This window comes from Paracoccus marinaquae (assembly GCF_018860165.1).
Taxonomy (GTDB): Bacteria; Pseudomonadota; Alphaproteobacteria; order Rhodobacterales; family Rhodobacteraceae; genus Paracoccus; species Paracoccus marinaquae.
In genome coordinates this window covers 1-14,211 of the sequence record NZ_JAHKNG010000019.1, presented here as the reverse complement: position 1 = coordinate 14,211, position 14,211 = coordinate 1, and the positions used below count along the sequence as shown (strand labels likewise).

Genomic DNA, 14,211 nt, shown 5'->3' with positions numbered 1-14,211 from the left:
CTTATGGACGGCACCTTCGCCTCGCTTGCCGAGGGGCGGCGCAGTTCGATCGGGCGCATTCACCGGCTTCTGGGCGGCAGGATGCGGACGCTGCCGGACGCGGATACCCGGCTGCGCGTGCATTACGGTACCGGCCAGCAATGGAACCGCTGGCGGACATTGCCGGAACTGGCCATGGGCGGGGTGCTGGAGCGGCGCATCATCGAGGCCTATGGCTGGCTGGCCTCGGGCTATCGCGCGGGCGACCAGATCTATCTGATCGGCTATTCCCGCGGGGCTTTCGCGGTGCGCAGCCTGGCCGGCATGATCGGCCGGATCGGCCTGCTGCGGGCCGAGGCGGCGGCGGAACGCAACATCCGCACGGCCTGGAACTATTACCGCAATGGCGGATCCGAAGAGGCCCTGTCGGCGTTCCGGCGCCGGCGCTGCCATCCCGGCGCGACCATCCGCATGCTTGGCTGTTTCGACACGGTGATGGCCCTGGGCGTGCGGCTGCCGCTGGTCTGGATGCTGACCGAGCCGCATTTCCGCTTTCATGACGCGCATCTGGTTTCGGTGGTCGAATACGGGTTTCAGGCGCTGGCGCTGGACGAGACGCGGGCCGCCTTCGCACCGATGCTGTGGGACGACAACCGCGTCAACGGGCGCATCGAGCAGATGTGGTTTCGCGGCACCCATCCCGATATCGGTGGGCAACTGAGCGGGCGGGAGGATTCGCGCCCGCTGGCCAATATCCCCTTGGTCTGGATACTGGAAAGCGCCGAATCGGTGGGGCTGCCCCTGCCGGACGGGTGGCGCAAACGATTTCCCTGCGACCCGGCGGCGCCGTCGGTCGGCAACTGGCGCGGCTGGGGCAAGGCGTTTCTGGCCCGCGCCCCGCGGATGGCCGGCCATTACGAGACCGAGGTGCTGTCTCCGGGGATCGATCCGCGCGACTATGACGGCCCGGCGCTGCTGGTCGGCCATCTGGCGCCCGAGGATCAGCGCAAGCGGCCAAGACGCGGCTATCTTCGCCGGCGGTCCGGCCGCGAGGACACCGGCTCGCTCCCGTCAGCCGGCGAAACCGGGGCCGAGCCCGAGGGCGCCTGACCGGCCTTGCGGGGCCGGATCGAAAGCCGCCCGGACCTTGTCGGATCAGGCGACCGCGGCGAATTCGCGGGTCGGCTGGATGCCAAGCGCCGCACAGACATCGCGGGTCATTTCCGGGCGGTTCAGCGTGTAGAAATGCAGCCTGTCGACGCCGCCCTCAAGCAACTGGTCGCAAAGCTCGGTGCAGATCGCGGTGGCCAGCAGCCGTTCGCGGTCGCCGCCGTCGCGGATGGCCGCAGCAAAGGCTTCCTCGGCCCATTGCGGGATCCGTGTGCCGCAGCTTTGCGCGAAACGCTTGGCGCCGGCCCAGCCCTGGATCGGCAGGATGCCGGGGATGATCGGTGCGTCGATACCTGCCGCTGCGCATTTGTCGCGGAAGCGGAAGAAGGTCTCGGCCTCGAAGAAGAACTGGGTGATCGCGCTGCTGGCGCCGGCATCGATCTTGCGCTTCAGCCAGGCGACATCGGCGTCGGTGCCGGTCGAATCGGGATGCGGTTCGGGATAGGCGCCGACGCGGATGGTCATGTCGCCGCGCGCCGCGATCGCCTCGATCAGTTCGACCGAATTGGCGAAACCGTCGGCATGCGGGGTGAAACGGTCCTGACCCTTGGGCGCATCGCCACGCAGCGCCACGATCTCGGTGATGCCGGCATCGGCATAGGACTGCACGATCTCCAGCGTCTCGTCGCGGGTAGCCTCGACACAGGTCAGGTGGGCGGCCACGTTCACGCCGTAATGACGGTTGATGGTCGTCACCGCCTCATGGGTCAGCTTGCGGGTGGTGCCGCCGGCGCCATAGGTGACCGAGACGAAATCCGGCGCAAGTGGGGCCAGCGCGCGGGCCGTTTCCCATAGCCGGAACGAAGCATCCAGGGTCTTCGGCGGGAAGAACTCGAAGCTGATTTTCGGCGCGGCGCGGGTCATGGCGATTCCTTTTTGCTCGGGCCTCTTGTGCCACGGATGCCTCTGTGAGACAAATTCATAATCTTCAAGATCAAGTTGAATCACTCTCATATGCATCTCGAACTGCGCCATCTCAGAACCGTCCGGGCGATCCATGAGGAGGGCGGGCTGGCGCGCGCCGCCGAGGTTCTGCACATCACCCAGTCGGCGCTGTCGCACCAGATCAAGGCGCTGGAGGAACAGGCCGGGGTCGAGCTGTTCGTGCGCCGGGCCAAGCCGATGCGGTTGTCGGCGGCGGGCATGCGGCTTCTGCGGCTGGCCGAGCAGGTGCTGCCGCTGGTCGCCGCGACCGAGGCCGAGTTCAAGGGCGTCGAGGCGGGGCGGGTGGGCCGGCTGCATATCGCCATGGAATGCCATGCCTGTTTCGACTGGCTGCTGCCGGTCCTCGACATCTTCCGCCGCGCCTGGCCCGAGGTGGATGTCGATATCCGCCAGCGCCTGGCCTTCGGCGCGCTGCCGGCGCTGGCCCGCGAAGAGGTCGATCTGGTGATCTCCTCCGACCCCGAGGATGTGCCGGGCGTCACCTATCAGCCGCTGTTCGACTATGCGCCGACGCTGGTGGTGCCGGCCGGCCATCCGCTGGTCGCCAAGGGCTATGCCGAGCCGCGGGATCTGGCCGGCGAGACGCTGATCACCTATCCGATGGACCGCGCCCGGCTGGACGTGTTCAGCCAGTTCCTGACCCCGGCCGGGGTCGAACCTGCCCGAAGCCGCACGGTCGAGCTGACCGCGGTGGCGCTGATGCTGGTCGCCTCGGGGCGCGGGGTGGCGGTGATGCCCGACTGGGTGCTGCGCCGCGAATCCGCCAATCCCGAGATCGCCATGCTGCCGCTGGGCCGGCAGGGCGTGCTGCGTCGCCTGTACGCGGCGGTGCGCGAAACCGACCTGAGCCAGCCCTACATGGCGCATCTGCTGCGGCTTGCGCGCACCGAGCCGCTGCGGATGCTGCGCGGCGCCGCCGCGTGATCCTTGGCATTTGCCGCGCGGCCCCCTATGACGCCGCCAACCCTTTACCCGGAGCGTGTGATGGCAAGCGCCAATCTGAACATCATGATCAAGGCCGCCCGCAAGGCCGGGCGCGCGCTGGTCAAGGACTTCCGCGAGGTCGAGAACCTGCAGGTCAGCGTCAAGGGCGCGGGCGATTTTGTCAGCCGTGCCGACCGCGAGGCCGAGCGGATCATCAAGGAAGACCTGCGCACCGCCCGTCCAAATTACGGCTGGCTGGGCGAGGAGACCGGCGCCGAGCCGGGCGAGGATCCGACCCGCCGCTGGATCGTCGATCCGCTGGATGGCACCACCAACTTCCTGCATGGCCTGCCGCATTGGGCGGTCAGCATCGCGCTGGAGCATAAGGGCGAGATCGTCGCCGCCGTCGTCTTCGACGCCGCCAAGGACGAGCTGTTCATCGCCGAGAAGGGCAGCGGCGCCTTCATGAACGATCAGCGCCTGCGCGTCTCGGGACGGCGGCAGATGATCGAATCGATCTTCGCGACCGGAATTCCCTTTGCCGGGCGCGGCCCGCTGCCGGCGACCATTCAGGATCTGGCGCGGTTGATGCCGCTGACCGCCGGTGTCCGCCGCTTCGGTGCGGCCTCGCTGGACCTCGCCTATGTCGCGGCCGGCCGCTACGAGGGCTATTGGGAACGTGGCCTGAACCCCTGGGACGTGGCGGCGGGGATCCTGCTGGTGCGCGAGGCGGGCGGCTTTGTCGAAGGCATCCGCGATGACGACGATCCGCTGGAATCGGGGCGCCTGATCTGTGCCAACGCGCAGATATTCGAATCCTTCGCCAAGGTGATCCGCGCCCGCGACTGATCCCGGCCTCGCGCCTGTCGAAGCCTTGCAGCCGGTGCAAGCCCGGCTGTCCTTGACCTTGCCGTGCCCGCGGCGCATGGGCGGGGCATCCGAGGAGCGCGCCATGCCAGACGATCTGCCCGACCAGCCCTATGCCGCCTCGGCAGCCTCTGCCTCGGCGCCGCCACCCCTGCCGCCGAAGACCCGGCCGCCGCTGCAGGATCGCACCGGGCTTGCGATCCTGCTGATGTGCGCGACCTCGTTCATCTTCGCGCTGCAGGACGGGTTCTCGCGGGTGCTGGGCGAGGCATATCCGCCGGTGCTGGTGGTCATGATCCGTTACTGGATCTTCGCGGCCTTCGTGATCGTTCTGGTCGCGCGCCAGCCGGGCGGGCTGAAGCGCGCCATCCGCACCCGCCGCCCGGTCACCCAGATTGTCCGCGGCGCGATCCTCGCGCTCGAGGTGGTGATCATGGTCGAGGCTTTCGTCCGCCTCGGCCTCGTGGAAACGCATGCGGTCTTCGCCGCCTATCCGCTGCTGGTCGCCGCCCTGTCCGGGCCGGTGCTGGGCGAAAGGGTCGGCTGGCGGCGCTGGACCGCCATCGGTATCGGCTTTGCGGGCATCCTCGTGATCCTGCAACCCGGCAGCGGCGTGATGCGGATCGAGGCGTTGCTGCCCTTCGTTGCGGCGCTGATGTTCGCGCTCTACGGACTGTTGACGCGGCATGTCGCCCGCGACGACCCCTCGATCGTCAGCTTCTTCTGGACCGGGGTGTCAGGTGCCGCGGCGATCACATTGGTCGGCATCTGGGACTGGGAATGGCTGGCGCCGGTGGACTGGATCTGGATGGCCGGCCTGTGCATCTGCGGCATGACCTCGCATTACCTGATGATCCGGGCCTATGAGCTTGCCGAGGCGTCGGTGCTGCAGCCCTTTGCCTTCACGCAACTGGTCTGGGTCAGCATGATGGGGGTGGGGATCTTCGGTGAGGTGCTGCGTCCGAACGTCGTTCTTGGCACCGTCATCGTCGTCGCGGCCGGGCTGTTCACCCTGTGGCGGGCGCGGGTGAAATCGGTCTGATCCCCCTCAGTCCGAGGCGATGGCCGCGTCGGTTTCCGGCCCGGTCCAGCCGGCCGGCAGCCGCGGGCCGATGAAGGGCTTCTCGGCAGGCCGGCCCGACAGTGCAAGCGTCAGCCGCGCCGCGGGCGGGGGCATCAGCCCGCCGCCGGTCAGATCCCATGTCGGCACGATGGGCGCGGGCTTGCCCTGGATGCGGGCGCGGTAGATGGGAACCGCTTCGGTCACCCGCATCACGTAATTGCGGGTCTCGTCGAAGGGGATCAGTTCCACCCACTCGACCGGATCGAAACTCTGGCGCAGGTCTCCGAAATCGCGCAGCCAGCGCGCCGGCCGGCCCGGTCCCGCATTGTAGCCCGAGGCAGTCAGCGCCGTCGAGGCGCCGAAGCGGTCGCGCAGCCCGCCAAGATAGGTCGCGCCCAGCCGGGCGTTATAGGCCGGATCGACGGTCAGCCGTGGCAGGTCATAGGGCAGACCCAGCTGACGCGCCATCTGTTCGGCGGTGGCCGGCATCAGTTGCATCAGCCCGCGCGCACCGACGCGACTGCTGACGGTATGGTTGAACTCGGATTCCTGGCGGGCGATGGCCATGACCAGTTCGGGCGGCACGCCCAGATCGGCCTGTTCCAGCCCGGTCAGCGGGAAATGCGCCGCCGGATAGATCACGCCCCGGTCGGCGGCGCGTTTCGACAGGCGCAGCCCGTGCCAGGGCGCGCCGGCCTCGATCATCAGCCGCGCCATGCGGGCGATATCCTCGGGCGGGGCGGTTTCCGACAGATGCAGGAAGAAGCGCTGCGCCTCATCCACGCGGCCGGTGGCCAGCAGCCACAGCCCGACCTGGAAGACGCTGTTCTCGCGCATCGCGCCGCGCCAGTCGGGCAGGGTTTCGGTCCCGCGCCCGGTCACGGCATAGTCCGGGGACATCGCGCCCTCGACCTTTTCCGAGGCAAGCTGGCCGTAATAGACGCCGGGCTTCTCGGCCGCCTGCGCGAAGGCCGCCCGCGCCGCCGCCTCGTCACCAAGCGCCTCCTGCGCCCGGCCCTGCCAGTAGAGCGCCCGCGCCGTGCTGATGGCGCTGCCGACGACGGTTTCCAGATGCTGGAAATGCGCCAGCGCCCGGTCCGGGGCCTGCTGTTTCAGCGCCGCGAATCCGGCCAGCCATTCCAGATCGGCATAGTGGCGACTGTCGGGGGGCAGGAAATGCGCCGTGGCCAGTTGCTCGGCCCGGGCCCAGTCGCCGTTGCGCATGGCGAGGCGCGCGTAATCCACCCGCATCTGCGCCCATTCGTCCGGCCGCCGCAGCGCCTCGGCACTGGTCGAGGTTTCCAGCATCAGGTCCCGCGCACCCTCGTGCAGCTTGGCGCGGACGCGCCAGCGGAACCGGTCCAGCGTCAGGCCGGGATCGGCGCGGGTGGTTTCGGGCAGGGCAAGGATCAGGTCATCCACGCCACCGCGCCCGGCCTGCAGCGCGATGCGCGCCGCCAGCAGCGGCCGATCCGCTTCGGGCAGTTTCGCCAGCAGCCGGTCGGCCTGACGCCATTCGCCCTGATCCAGCATCGCGGCGGCACGGGCGGCCAGCAGCGGGGTCAGTTGGTCGGGATAGGCGTCAAGAAAAGCGCTCTCCTCGGCCGCGTCGAGCGGCGTGGCGGTCCAGAACCGTTCCCGCTCGGCGCGGGCGGCATCGTCCTGCAACGCGCTCAGATAGGCGGTCTCGGCCCGCAGCGTCATGGGCAGACGGTCGCCGAACCAGTCGCGGACATCATCGGCCGGCAGGTCGGGCGGCAGCAAAGCATCGCCGCGCTGGCGCAGCAGGTCGAGGCCGGGCCAGTCGGGGCGGGCGCGGGCGAAATCCAGATAGTCCTGAAAGCTGCCATGGCCGGCGCGCAGGGCCTGCCAGCCGACCAGCGCCTCGGCCACCGGGCCGGCGCGCAGGGCGGCATCGCGCGCCGTCACCCAGTCGCCTGTCTCGGCCGCCGACAGCGCCAGCGCCATCGCGCCCCGGTTCTCGGCCAGGGCCGGCGTGGCAAGGGGAAGGGCGGCGATCAGCCCCGCCGTCAGCATGTCGCGCAGAAGTCGCATCACCCACCTGTGTCGCCGTCGTGGCACGGGGAAGCAATTCACATCCTTGGCAAGTCCCGCGCCCGGCGATAGTTAGGCGCGACAATCGAAGATCATCAAGGAGCGTGTCATGTTCAAAGGGTCGATGCCCGCACTGATCACGCCGTTCACCGCGGACGGCGAACTGGATCTGAACACGCTGAAAAAGCTGGTCGAATGGCATGTCGATCAGGGCAGCCACGGCCTCGTGCCGGTCGGCACCACCGGCGAGAGCCCGACCCTGACCCATGACGAACACCGGCTGGTCGTCGAAGAGGTGATCAAGGCCGCCGCCGGGCGCGTCCCGGTGATCGCCGGGGCCGGATCGAACTCGACCCGCGAGGGGATCGGGCTTCTGCGCCACGCCGCAGAGGTCGGGGCCAATGCCGCGCTGGTGGTGACGCCCTATTACAACAAGCCCACCCAGGCCGGCCTGATCGCGCATTACACGGCGCTGGCCGAGGCGGTGGACCTGCCGATCATCATCTACAACATTCCCGGCCGCTCGGTCATCGACATGAGCCCCGAGACCATGGGCGTGCTGTCGCAACTGCCGCAGATCGTGGGCGTGAAGGACGCGACCGGCCGGCTCGAGCGGGTGAGCCAGCAGCGAATCACCTGCGGCGCGGATTTCATCCAGCTGTCGGGCGAGGATGCGACTGCGCTTGGCTTCAACGCCCATGGTGGTGTCGGCTGCATCAGCGTGACCGCCAATGTCGCGCCGAAGCTCTGCGCCGAGTTCCAGGAGGCGACGCTGCGCGGCGACTACGCCGCGGCACTGGACTATCAGGACCGGCTGATGCCCTTGCATCACGCGATCTTCGTCGAGCCGGGGCTGGTCGGTGCGAAATACGCCATGGCCCGGCTGGGGCTCTGCGATGAGCGTGTGCGCCTGCCGTTGGTGCCGCTGACCGATCCCACGCGCCGCCTGATCGACGCGGCGCTGGTGCATGCCGGCCTGATCTAGGCGCGTCGCTGCGAATCCGGGCGCGGGGGGCCTTGCCCCCCGGCGGTTGCCGGCCCCTCGATGGGGTCGGCGACCGCTCCTCCTTGGGATATTTCCGCAGGGAAGGTGGGGGCTTCGGTCCTGCGGGTCTCAGCCAGCGTCCCGGTCGAGGCCGAGGGCTGCGTCCAGCGACCAGCTTCCCGGGCCGCGGGCGATGAGGATCAGGAAACAGGCCGCCCACAGCCCGTGGATCTGCCATGCCGAGGGATAGACGAAGATCTGGATCACCGCCGTCATGCCGAGCAGGGCCAGCGCCGACATCCGCGTCATCAATCCCAGCAGCAGCAGGACAGGGAACAGATGTTCCGCTGTTGTGGCCAGCCTTGCGGCAAGGCCGGGCGGGATCAGGGGCAGCGCATAATCGTTCTGAAACAGGTAGAGCGTCGAAGGTTTCAGCGTCAGCCCGTCCAGCTTGGTGCGCCCGCTGGTCCAGAATACCGCCGCAGGAAACAGCCGCGCCGCCAGCCCGACCAGTGCGAAGGGGATATGGCCGGCGCGTTCGTTCAGCCGTCGGATCGGCGCGACCAGGCCTATGCCCCGGGGAGATGTCGTCATCATTCGTCCTCTGCCCCGCAGATCAGGCCGTCGCGCAGCAGCAGCGTCAGCATCGGCACCGGATCGGTCAGCAGCGTGGCCGTTTCCAGCGTCCGCCCGCCCATCAGGGCCGCGATGAACCCAGCCTCCAGCGGCGCCAGCGATGCCACGCGGACCTCGAAATCCGGGCGGCGCCAGATCAGTGCCGTTTCGGCCCCCGTGGCGCGCAGCCGGCCATCCCGACCCGGCTGGTTGGCCTGCCAGATGCTTGCCGCCGGATGGTTCAGCAGCAGCAGTTGCAATGACGGATGCAGGCGCAGCGGTTCGGACCCGTCCAGCCGCTCGGGCGGCAAGGGGCGCGCGTCGGCTGCGTGATAGGCCTGGCCGCGCGCCCATTCGATCCGCGCGACATCGCCCAGATAGGGCAGGGTTGCGACCGGCGCGAAAAGCCCGAGGAAATGCGGAAAATCGCCGCCCCATTCCTGCAGGACCGGCGAGCGGGGCGGGTGCCGGGCGATGAATTCGGCGGCCATCGCTCCGAAGAACCCGGCGCCGACCAGACGCCGGATGACCGGAAAGCGGCGGGCAAGCGCCTCGCGCAGGCTGTGGGCGATGTTGTTGCGATAGACGGCGAAGCGTCGTTCCGCCTCAGCCGGGTGCCGCGCGGTGATGAAGCCCGGCACCGGCCCGCCCGCCAGTGCCGCGCGGACATCCGGGGTGATGTCACTCGGCTGCAGCATGGTGCCTCCGATCCGCGATCATCGCCTCGGCGCGGGCGGCCTCGGCGGCCAGTGCCGGCCAGTCGGGCACGTCATTGTCCCATTCGATCAGCGTCGGCTGCGGCCCGCTGCGATCCAGAAGCGCGGCATAGAGGGCCCAGACCGGTTCCGCCACCGCCCGCCCATGCGAGTCGATCAGCAGCGGCCCCGAGGGCAGGTCTTCCTCGTCATGGCCGCCCAGATGAATCTCGCCCACCCGATCCAGCGGAAAGGCATCCAGATAGGCCAGCGGATCGGTGCGGTGGTTGGTGCAGCTGACGAAGACGTTGTTGATGTCCAGCAGCAGCCCGCAGCCGGTGCGCGCCGCGATCCGGGTCAGGAATTCGGCCTCGGGCATCTCGCTCTGCGCGAAGATCACATAGGTGGCCGGGTTTTCCAGCAGCAGGCGCCGGCCCAGCGCCTCCTGCACCCGGTCCACATGATCGCAGACGCGATCAAGGGTGTGCCGCGTATAGGGCAGGGGCAGCAGATCGTTCAGATATTCGGCGCCATGGCTGGACCAGGCGAGATGCTCGGAAAAGCTGTCCGGCTCATAGCGGTCGCACAGCGTCCTGACGCGGGCGAGATGGGTTTCGTCCAGCGCCGGTCCGCCGATCGACAGACCGACGCCGTGGATCGACAGCGCGTAATCCTGCCTGATCGCGCGCAGCATGGCATGGGGGGCACCGCCCGCGCCCATGTAGTTCTCGGCATGGATCTCGAAGAACCCCAGATCGGGGCGGCCGTCGCGGATGGCCGGGAAATGCTGCGGCTTGAAGCCGAGGCCGGAGGCGAGGGGCAGGGGCATGGCGACCTCATAAAGACAGGGGCTGGATCGGGCGGGCCGCGTGCCCGCCCGCAGGGCATTACATCTCGATCGGCTCCAGCGCGCCGTTATGGCCGGCCGGGGTTTCGATGCCGGTGCAGGTGCCGGCCGGAACCAGCTTCCAGGCATTGCCCTGATAATCCATGGTCGCGGTGCCGGCGCAGGTGGTGCCGGGACCGGCGGCGCAGTCGTTCTGGCCCGCCATGGCGACGCCGTAGCATTTTTCCATCTCATCGCTGGCCATGTCGTCCATGGCGTCCTGGGCATGGGCGGCGGCGGCGGCCAGACCGATGGCGGTGGCGATGGCGGCTGCAAGTTTCGGGCTCATCTTCTCACTCCTCGTTGCTGAACGGGCGGCATCGCCGTCCCACCGGGCCATTCGGCGGGGCGGCAGGCGGCGTTACCGCCCTCACGAAGTCGTGATATGCGCAGGGGCGTGGCCTGATGGTGTAACGCCGGGGCGGGGTCAGACGTAGGGACAGGTGATGGGACATGACGGCGGAGAGGCCGGACCGGGTTGGTCGGAACTGATGCGCGCCGCCATGGCGGGCGATCGGCCGGCCTATCGGCTGTTGCTGACCCGGATGGCGCCGGTGCTGCGCGGGCTGATCCGGGCGCGTGCCGGCGGCATGGACGATGGCTGGTGCGAGGATGTGGTGCAGGAGACATTGATGGCGATTCATCTGAAGCGGGCCACTTGGGACAGCGATCAGCCGCTGCGCCCCTGGGTCTATGCGATCGCCCGTCACAAGCTGGTCGATGCCTTTCGCCGCCGTGGGCGGGCCGTGCATCTGCCGGTCGAGGATTTTGCCGAGACGCTGGAGGCCGCACCGGAACCGGACGGGATCGAGAGGCGCGATGCGGCGACCCTGATCGACCGGCTGCCCGCACGCGATGCCGCGCTGCTGCGCTGTCTTGCGCTGGAGGAGCGCGGGCAGGCCGAATGCGGCGCCCGGCTCGGCCTGTCGCCGGGGGCGCTGCGGGTGGCGCTGCACCGCGCCCTGCAGCGGCTGGCAAGGCTGAGGCAGGAGGACGGCCAGTGAAGACCGAATGCCTGATCGATCTTCTGGCGCAGGACGATACCCCGCCGCAGGCGGTGGCGCCGCGCCTTTTCCTGTGGTCCGGACTGGCCTTGCTGGGTTCGGCCACGGTCGCGCTGTCGATCCTCGGGATCCGGGCCGATCTGGTGGCGGCGCTTGGCGATCCGGTGGTGCTGATGAAATGGTTGCTGCCGCTGGCCATCGCGCTGCCGGCGCTGCGCGCCGCGCTGCGGCTGACGCGACCGCAGCCGCGGCGCGTGCCGGCGCAGCATCTGGTCGCCGCGGCGCTGGCGGCGGGCGCGATCTGGCTGATCCTGTCGATGCTTGCGGCGGCGCCCGGTACGCTCTGGCCGGAAATGCGGGGGAATTCGCTGGTGATCTGCCTGACCACGATCACCCTGATCTCGGCGGTGCCGCTGGGGCTGGGCCTGATGGTGCTGCGCGCGGGGGCCAGCCCGGCGCCCATGCGCAGCGGCGGCTTGCTGGGGCTGGGGGTCGGCGGCCTGAGCGCCGCCCTCTACGCGCTGCACTGCAACGAGGATTCGCCGCTGTTCTTCCTGACCTGGTACGGTCTTGCGATCCTGATCGTCGGTGCCGCCGGCGCGCTGATGGGACGTTATCTGCTGCGCTGGTAGAGTCCCGAATCACCGGGCGGCGGATGCCTGAAGACCGGCAGGGACTGGCAGCGACTGGGCGGCGCGGGCGCCGTCTGCCGGATTGCGGGGCAGTCGCCGGGTCGGTCCGCAGGTCCGGGCGGCCGAAATTCGCGCGAATTGTCTGCGCAGGCTTTTCAAGTGGCCGTCCCGCGCCCATATTGAAGGCGAGGAGTTACATGTCATGCCATTGCCGCATTTTCTGTTGCTGATCATGGCCGTCCTCGTGGCGGCTTTCCTAACGCTCTGGGCGTCCATTGCGACCGGGGTGCCGGAACTTGCCCTCGTGCTGATCGCGCTCAGCGCCGCGGCACTGGTGCATCTGGGCCATCGCAACGGACATGACCACAAGGGCTGAGCCCCGCCCGGACCCCGGTTCCGCCCCGCCTCGATGCCTGATGCTGGCCTGCGGTGCCTTGGCGCGCGAACTGCTGGCGATCCGCGATGCGAATGGCTGGTCGCATCTGGATCTGCATTGCCTGCCGGCCGAACTGCATTTGCGCCCCGAAAGAATCCCCGATGCCGTCGAAACGGCGGTGAGGCGTCACCGCGACGGCTATGACCGGATCATCGTCGTCTATGCCGATTGCGGCACCGGCGGGTTGCTGCAGGCGCGTTGCGCGGAGCTGGGCATCGAGATGATCCCCGGCCCGCATTGCTATGCCTTCTTCGACGGGCTTGAAGCCCATGCCGCCCGCGCCGAGGATGAGTTCACCGCCTTCTACCTGACCGATTTCCTCGTCCGCCAGTTCGATGCTTTCGTCTGGCGTTCGATGGGGCTGGACCGGCATCCCGAGCTGCGCGACATGTATTTTGCCCATTACGAGCGGCTGATCTATCTGGCCCAGACCGACGATCCGGCGCTGGACGCCAAGGCGGCCGAGGCGGCCGCGCGGCTGGGCCTGCGCTATGAGCGTCGCGCCACCGGCTATGGCGACCTGCCCGCCGTCCTGGCTCAGCTTTCCAGTTCGGCGTCCCAGTAGAGGAAGTCCATCCAGCTGTCATGCAGGTGGTTGGGCGGAAAGCGCCGGCCCACGGCATGCATCTCTTCCGGGGTCGGCTGGCGCGGCTTGCGGCGCAGCGACAGGCCGGAATGGCGCAGGCTGCGATTGGCCTTGCGCAGGTTGCAGGGCGAACAGGCGGCCACGACGTTTTCCCAACTGGTCACCCCCCCGCGTGAGCGTGGCACGACATGATCGAAGGTCAGATCCCCCTTGGCGCCGCAATACTGGCAGCAGAATTCGTCCCGCAGAAAAAGATTGAAGCGCGTGAATGCCACGCGCTTCTGGGGTCTTACATAATCTTTCAGAACGACGACCGAGGGGATCCGGAATGCCTGGCGCTGACTTCGCACCACCTCCTCATATTCGGCGATGATCTGGACGCGGTCGAGGAACACCGCCTTGATCGCCTCCTGCCAGGGCCAGAGCGACAGGGGATAGTAACTGAGCGGCCGGTAGTCGGCATTCAGGACCAGCGCCGGGAAATGGCGCAGTCCCGCAGGCTCACGCACGAATTGCGTCCGGAAGTCCGTCTGATGATGCTCGTCCAGCATGCCGCCTTCCCGCTGACCTCGTCTCTACTGCCTTCGCATTCTTGGAATCCTGCCGCCGACTATATATCGTGTCTCGGCTCTGGCAAGCCCCCGGATGTACTCGATCTGTGGATGAATTAACCCCTGTTGGTGACAGCGCCATGACAGATTGCCCGCGCCCCGCCGGAATGGCAGTCTGAGGGCATGACGGAACCGATCCCACCCCTGCTGGGCACGCTGGAAACGGCCCTTTACGCCGACGACCTCGAGGCCGCGACCGCCTTCTGGCAGGGGGTGATCGGGCTTCAGGCCTTTCAGACGGTCCCCGGCCGGCATGTCTTTTTCCGCGTGACCGACAGCCCGCGCCCGCAGGTGCTTCTGGTCTTTCGCGCCGAGGCGACCGCAAGGCCGGCCGCCCCTGATGCCCGCTTGCCGGTCCCGCCCCATGGCGCACGCGGTCCCGGTCATTTCTGCCTCGCCGCCGCGCCCGAGACATTGGATGTCTGGCGCGAACACCTTGTTGCGAGCGGCATCGTCATCGAAGCCGATTTTCGCTGGCCGAACGGCGCGCGCTCGATCTATTTCCGCGATCCGGCCGGAAACTCGATCGAACTGGCCGACCCGGCGATCTGGACCTGACCGCGCTGCCTGCGCCCGCCTGACAGTTGAGGGGAAGGCGGCAAATTCGGACCGCCCTTCGTTTATTTATTTATGCAACATGTGTAACCGCCCCTTGCGCAAGGGGTAATTTCAGAGCTGCTTTCCGCGCGTCACCGGGTGCTGACATGTGTCCGGCCTCTGATGCGGCCTTGGTCATGCCGCGGGCCCGTATGGTGTTC

The 14,211-nt window shown here is 68.4% G+C and carries 17 protein-coding genes; 10 read left to right on the top strand and 7 right to left on the bottom strand.

Going from position 1 to position 14,211, the window contains the following annotated elements; all coding sequences use genetic code 11:
• Positions 1-3 precede the first annotated feature (3 nt).
• Complete coding sequence (locus KNW02_RS11790; protein WP_252733769.1) at positions 4-1,089, top strand: T6SS phospholipase effector Tle1-like catalytic domain-containing protein; 1,086 nt, start codon at positions 4-6, stop codon at positions 1,087-1,089.
• Positions 1,090-1,134: 45 nt separating this feature from the next.
• Here KNW02_RS11790 and metF read toward each other — a convergent pair whose 3' ends face one another.
• Positions 1,135-2,013: a methylenetetrahydrofolate reductase [NAD(P)H] gene (gene metF, locus KNW02_RS11785; RefSeq protein WP_216033470.1), complete on the bottom strand. Its 879-nt coding sequence runs from the start codon at positions 2,011-2,013 to the stop codon at positions 1,135-1,137.
• 90 nt (positions 2,014-2,103) lie between these two features.
• On the opposite strand from metF, the gene KNW02_RS11780 reads away from it, so the two are divergent.
• The 3 genes from KNW02_RS11780 to KNW02_RS11770 all read left to right on the top strand — a co-directional run bounded on the left by KNW02_RS11780 (position 2,104) and on the right by KNW02_RS11770 (position 4,927).
• Positions 2,104-3,018: a LysR family transcriptional regulator gene (locus KNW02_RS11780; RefSeq protein ID WP_216033469.1), complete on the top strand. Its 915-nt coding sequence runs from the start codon at positions 2,104-2,106 to the stop codon at positions 3,016-3,018.
• 57 nt (positions 3,019-3,075) lie between these two features.
• The gene (locus KNW02_RS11775) at positions 3,076-3,867 is read left to right on the top strand and encodes an inositol monophosphatase family protein (protein ID WP_216033518.1); all 792 of its coding nucleotides are present in this window, start codon (positions 3,076-3,078) and stop codon (positions 3,865-3,867) included.
• Positions 3,868-3,970: 103 nt separating this feature from the next.
• Positions 3,971-4,927, top strand: a complete 957-nt coding sequence (locus KNW02_RS11770; RefSeq protein WP_216033468.1) for a DMT family transporter — start codon at positions 3,971-3,973, stop codon at positions 4,925-4,927.
• A gap of 6 nt (positions 4,928-4,933) precedes the next feature.
• Here KNW02_RS11770 and KNW02_RS11765 read toward each other — a convergent pair whose 3' ends face one another.
• Positions 4,934-7,003: a lytic transglycosylase domain-containing protein gene (locus tag KNW02_RS11765; RefSeq protein ID WP_216033467.1), complete on the bottom strand. Its 2,070-nt coding sequence runs from the start codon at positions 7,001-7,003 to the stop codon at positions 4,934-4,936.
• A 109-nt stretch (positions 7,004-7,112) separates the two neighbouring features.
• Here KNW02_RS11765 and dapA point away from each other — a divergent pair, with 109 nt between their 5' ends.
• Complete coding sequence (gene dapA / locus KNW02_RS11760; RefSeq protein WP_216033466.1) at positions 7,113-7,988, top strand: 4-hydroxy-tetrahydrodipicolinate synthase; 876 nt, start codon at positions 7,113-7,115, stop codon at positions 7,986-7,988.
• Positions 7,989-8,117: 129 nt separating this feature from the next.
• On the opposite strand, the gene KNW02_RS11755 is transcribed toward dapA, so the two are convergent.
• From KNW02_RS11755 to KNW02_RS11740, 4 genes are read right to left on the bottom strand one after another with little or no spacing between them, the layout of a single operon-like run.
• On the bottom strand, positions 8,118-8,582 hold the full coding sequence (locus tag KNW02_RS11755; protein WP_252733764.1) for a DoxX family protein: 465 nt from the start codon (positions 8,580-8,582) through the stop codon (positions 8,118-8,120).
• Entirely contained in the window at positions 8,582-9,301 is a 720-nt protein-coding gene (locus KNW02_RS11750; protein ID WP_216033464.1) for an HvfC/BufC N-terminal domain-containing protein, read from the bottom strand. Before KNW02_RS11750 ends, KNW02_RS11755 begins: the two co-directional genes overlap by 1 nt.
• A complete protein-coding gene (gene bufB, locus KNW02_RS11745; RefSeq protein WP_216033463.1) occupies positions 9,285-10,127 on the bottom strand; it encodes an MNIO family bufferin maturase in 843 nt (280 codons plus the stop codon). The genes KNW02_RS11750 and bufB overlap by 17 nt, the downstream gene beginning before the upstream one ends.
• Positions 10,128-10,185: 58 nt before the next feature.
• Positions 10,186-10,473: a BufA1 family periplasmic bufferin-type metallophore gene (locus KNW02_RS11740; protein ID WP_216033462.1), complete on the bottom strand. Its 288-nt coding sequence runs from the start codon at positions 10,471-10,473 to the stop codon at positions 10,186-10,188.
• 157 nt (positions 10,474-10,630) lie between these two features.
• Here KNW02_RS11740 and KNW02_RS11735 point away from each other — a divergent pair, with 157 nt between their 5' ends.
• From KNW02_RS11735 to KNW02_RS11720, 4 genes are all read left to right on the top strand, one after another.
• The gene (locus tag KNW02_RS11735; RefSeq protein WP_252733763.1) at positions 10,631-11,188 is read left to right on the top strand and encodes a sigma-70 family RNA polymerase sigma factor; all 558 of its coding nucleotides are present in this window, start codon (positions 10,631-10,633) and stop codon (positions 11,186-11,188) included.
• Positions 11,185-11,820, top strand: a complete 636-nt coding sequence (locus tag KNW02_RS11730; protein WP_216033461.1) for an NrsF family protein — start codon at positions 11,185-11,187, stop codon at positions 11,818-11,820. The genes KNW02_RS11735 and KNW02_RS11730 overlap by 4 nt, the downstream gene beginning before the upstream one ends.
• Before the next feature lie 202 nt (positions 11,821-12,022).
• Entirely contained in the window at positions 12,023-12,196 is a 174-nt protein-coding gene (locus KNW02_RS11725; RefSeq protein ID WP_216033460.1) for a hypothetical protein, read from the top strand.
• Positions 12,180-12,821: a DUF1638 domain-containing protein gene (locus tag KNW02_RS11720; RefSeq protein ID WP_216033459.1), complete on the top strand. Its 642-nt coding sequence runs from the start codon at positions 12,180-12,182 to the stop codon at positions 12,819-12,821. Before KNW02_RS11725 ends, KNW02_RS11720 begins: the two co-directional genes overlap by 17 nt.
• Here the strand turns inward: KNW02_RS11720 and KNW02_RS11715 are convergent.
• Positions 12,794-13,393: an HNH endonuclease gene (locus KNW02_RS11715; protein ID WP_216033458.1), complete on the bottom strand. Its 600-nt coding sequence runs from the start codon at positions 13,391-13,393 to the stop codon at positions 12,794-12,796. The two genes, KNW02_RS11720 and KNW02_RS11715, sit on opposite strands and share 28 nt — an antisense overlap.
• Positions 13,394-13,576: 183 nt before the next feature.
• On the opposite strand from KNW02_RS11715, the gene KNW02_RS11710 reads away from it, so the two are divergent.
• Positions 13,577-14,011, top strand: coding sequence for a VOC family protein (locus KNW02_RS11710; protein WP_216033457.1), 435 nt, complete (start codon positions 13,577-13,579; stop codon positions 14,009-14,011).
• The last annotated feature ends 200 nt before the right edge of the window (positions 14,012-14,211 follow it).

Excerpts from the sequence above, each read along its gene's own strand:
- KNW02_RS11790 (WP_252733769.1), top strand. The coding sequence starts at position 4 with ATGGACGGCACCTTCGCCTCGCTTGCCGAGGGGCGGCGCAGTTCGATC.
- metF (WP_216033470.1), bottom strand. The coding sequence starts at position 2,013 with ATGACCCGCGCCGCGCCGAAAATCAGCTTCGAGTTCTTCCCGCCGAAG.
- KNW02_RS11780 (WP_216033469.1), top strand. The coding sequence starts at position 2,104 with ATGCATCTCGAACTGCGCCATCTCAGAACCGTCCGGGCGATCCATGAG.
- KNW02_RS11770 (WP_216033468.1), top strand. The coding sequence starts at position 3,971 with ATGCCAGACGATCTGCCCGACCAGCCCTATGCCGCCTCGGCAGCCTCT.
- KNW02_RS11765 (WP_216033467.1), bottom strand. The coding sequence starts at position 7,003 with ATGCGACTTCTGCGCGACATGCTGACGGCGGGGCTGATCGCCGCCCTT.
- dapA (WP_216033466.1), top strand. The coding sequence starts at position 7,113 with ATGTTCAAAGGGTCGATGCCCGCACTGATCACGCCGTTCACCGCGGAC.
- KNW02_RS11755 (WP_252733764.1), bottom strand. The coding sequence starts at position 8,582 with ATGACGACATCTCCCCGGGGCATAGGCCTGGTCGCGCCGATCCGACGG.
- KNW02_RS11750 (WP_216033464.1), bottom strand. The coding sequence starts at position 9,301 with ATGCTGCAGCCGAGTGACATCACCCCGGATGTCCGCGCGGCACTGGCG.
- bufB (WP_216033463.1), bottom strand. The coding sequence starts at position 10,127 with ATGCCCCTGCCCCTCGCCTCCGGCCTCGGCTTCAAGCCGCAGCATTTC.
- KNW02_RS11740 (WP_216033462.1), bottom strand. The coding sequence starts at position 10,473 with ATGAGCCCGAAACTTGCAGCCGCCATCGCCACCGCCATCGGTCTGGCC.
- KNW02_RS11735 (WP_252733763.1), top strand. The coding sequence starts at position 10,631 with ATGGGACATGACGGCGGAGAGGCCGGACCGGGTTGGTCGGAACTGATG.
- KNW02_RS11725 (WP_216033460.1), top strand. The coding sequence starts at position 12,023 with ATGCCATTGCCGCATTTTCTGTTGCTGATCATGGCCGTCCTCGTGGCG.
- KNW02_RS11720 (WP_216033459.1), top strand. The coding sequence starts at position 12,180 with ATGACCACAAGGGCTGAGCCCCGCCCGGACCCCGGTTCCGCCCCGCCT.
- KNW02_RS11715 (WP_216033458.1), bottom strand. The coding sequence starts at position 13,393 with ATGCTGGACGAGCATCATCAGACGGACTTCCGGACGCAATTCGTGCGT.
- KNW02_RS11710 (WP_216033457.1), top strand. The coding sequence starts at position 13,577 with ATGACGGAACCGATCCCACCCCTGCTGGGCACGCTGGAAACGGCCCTT.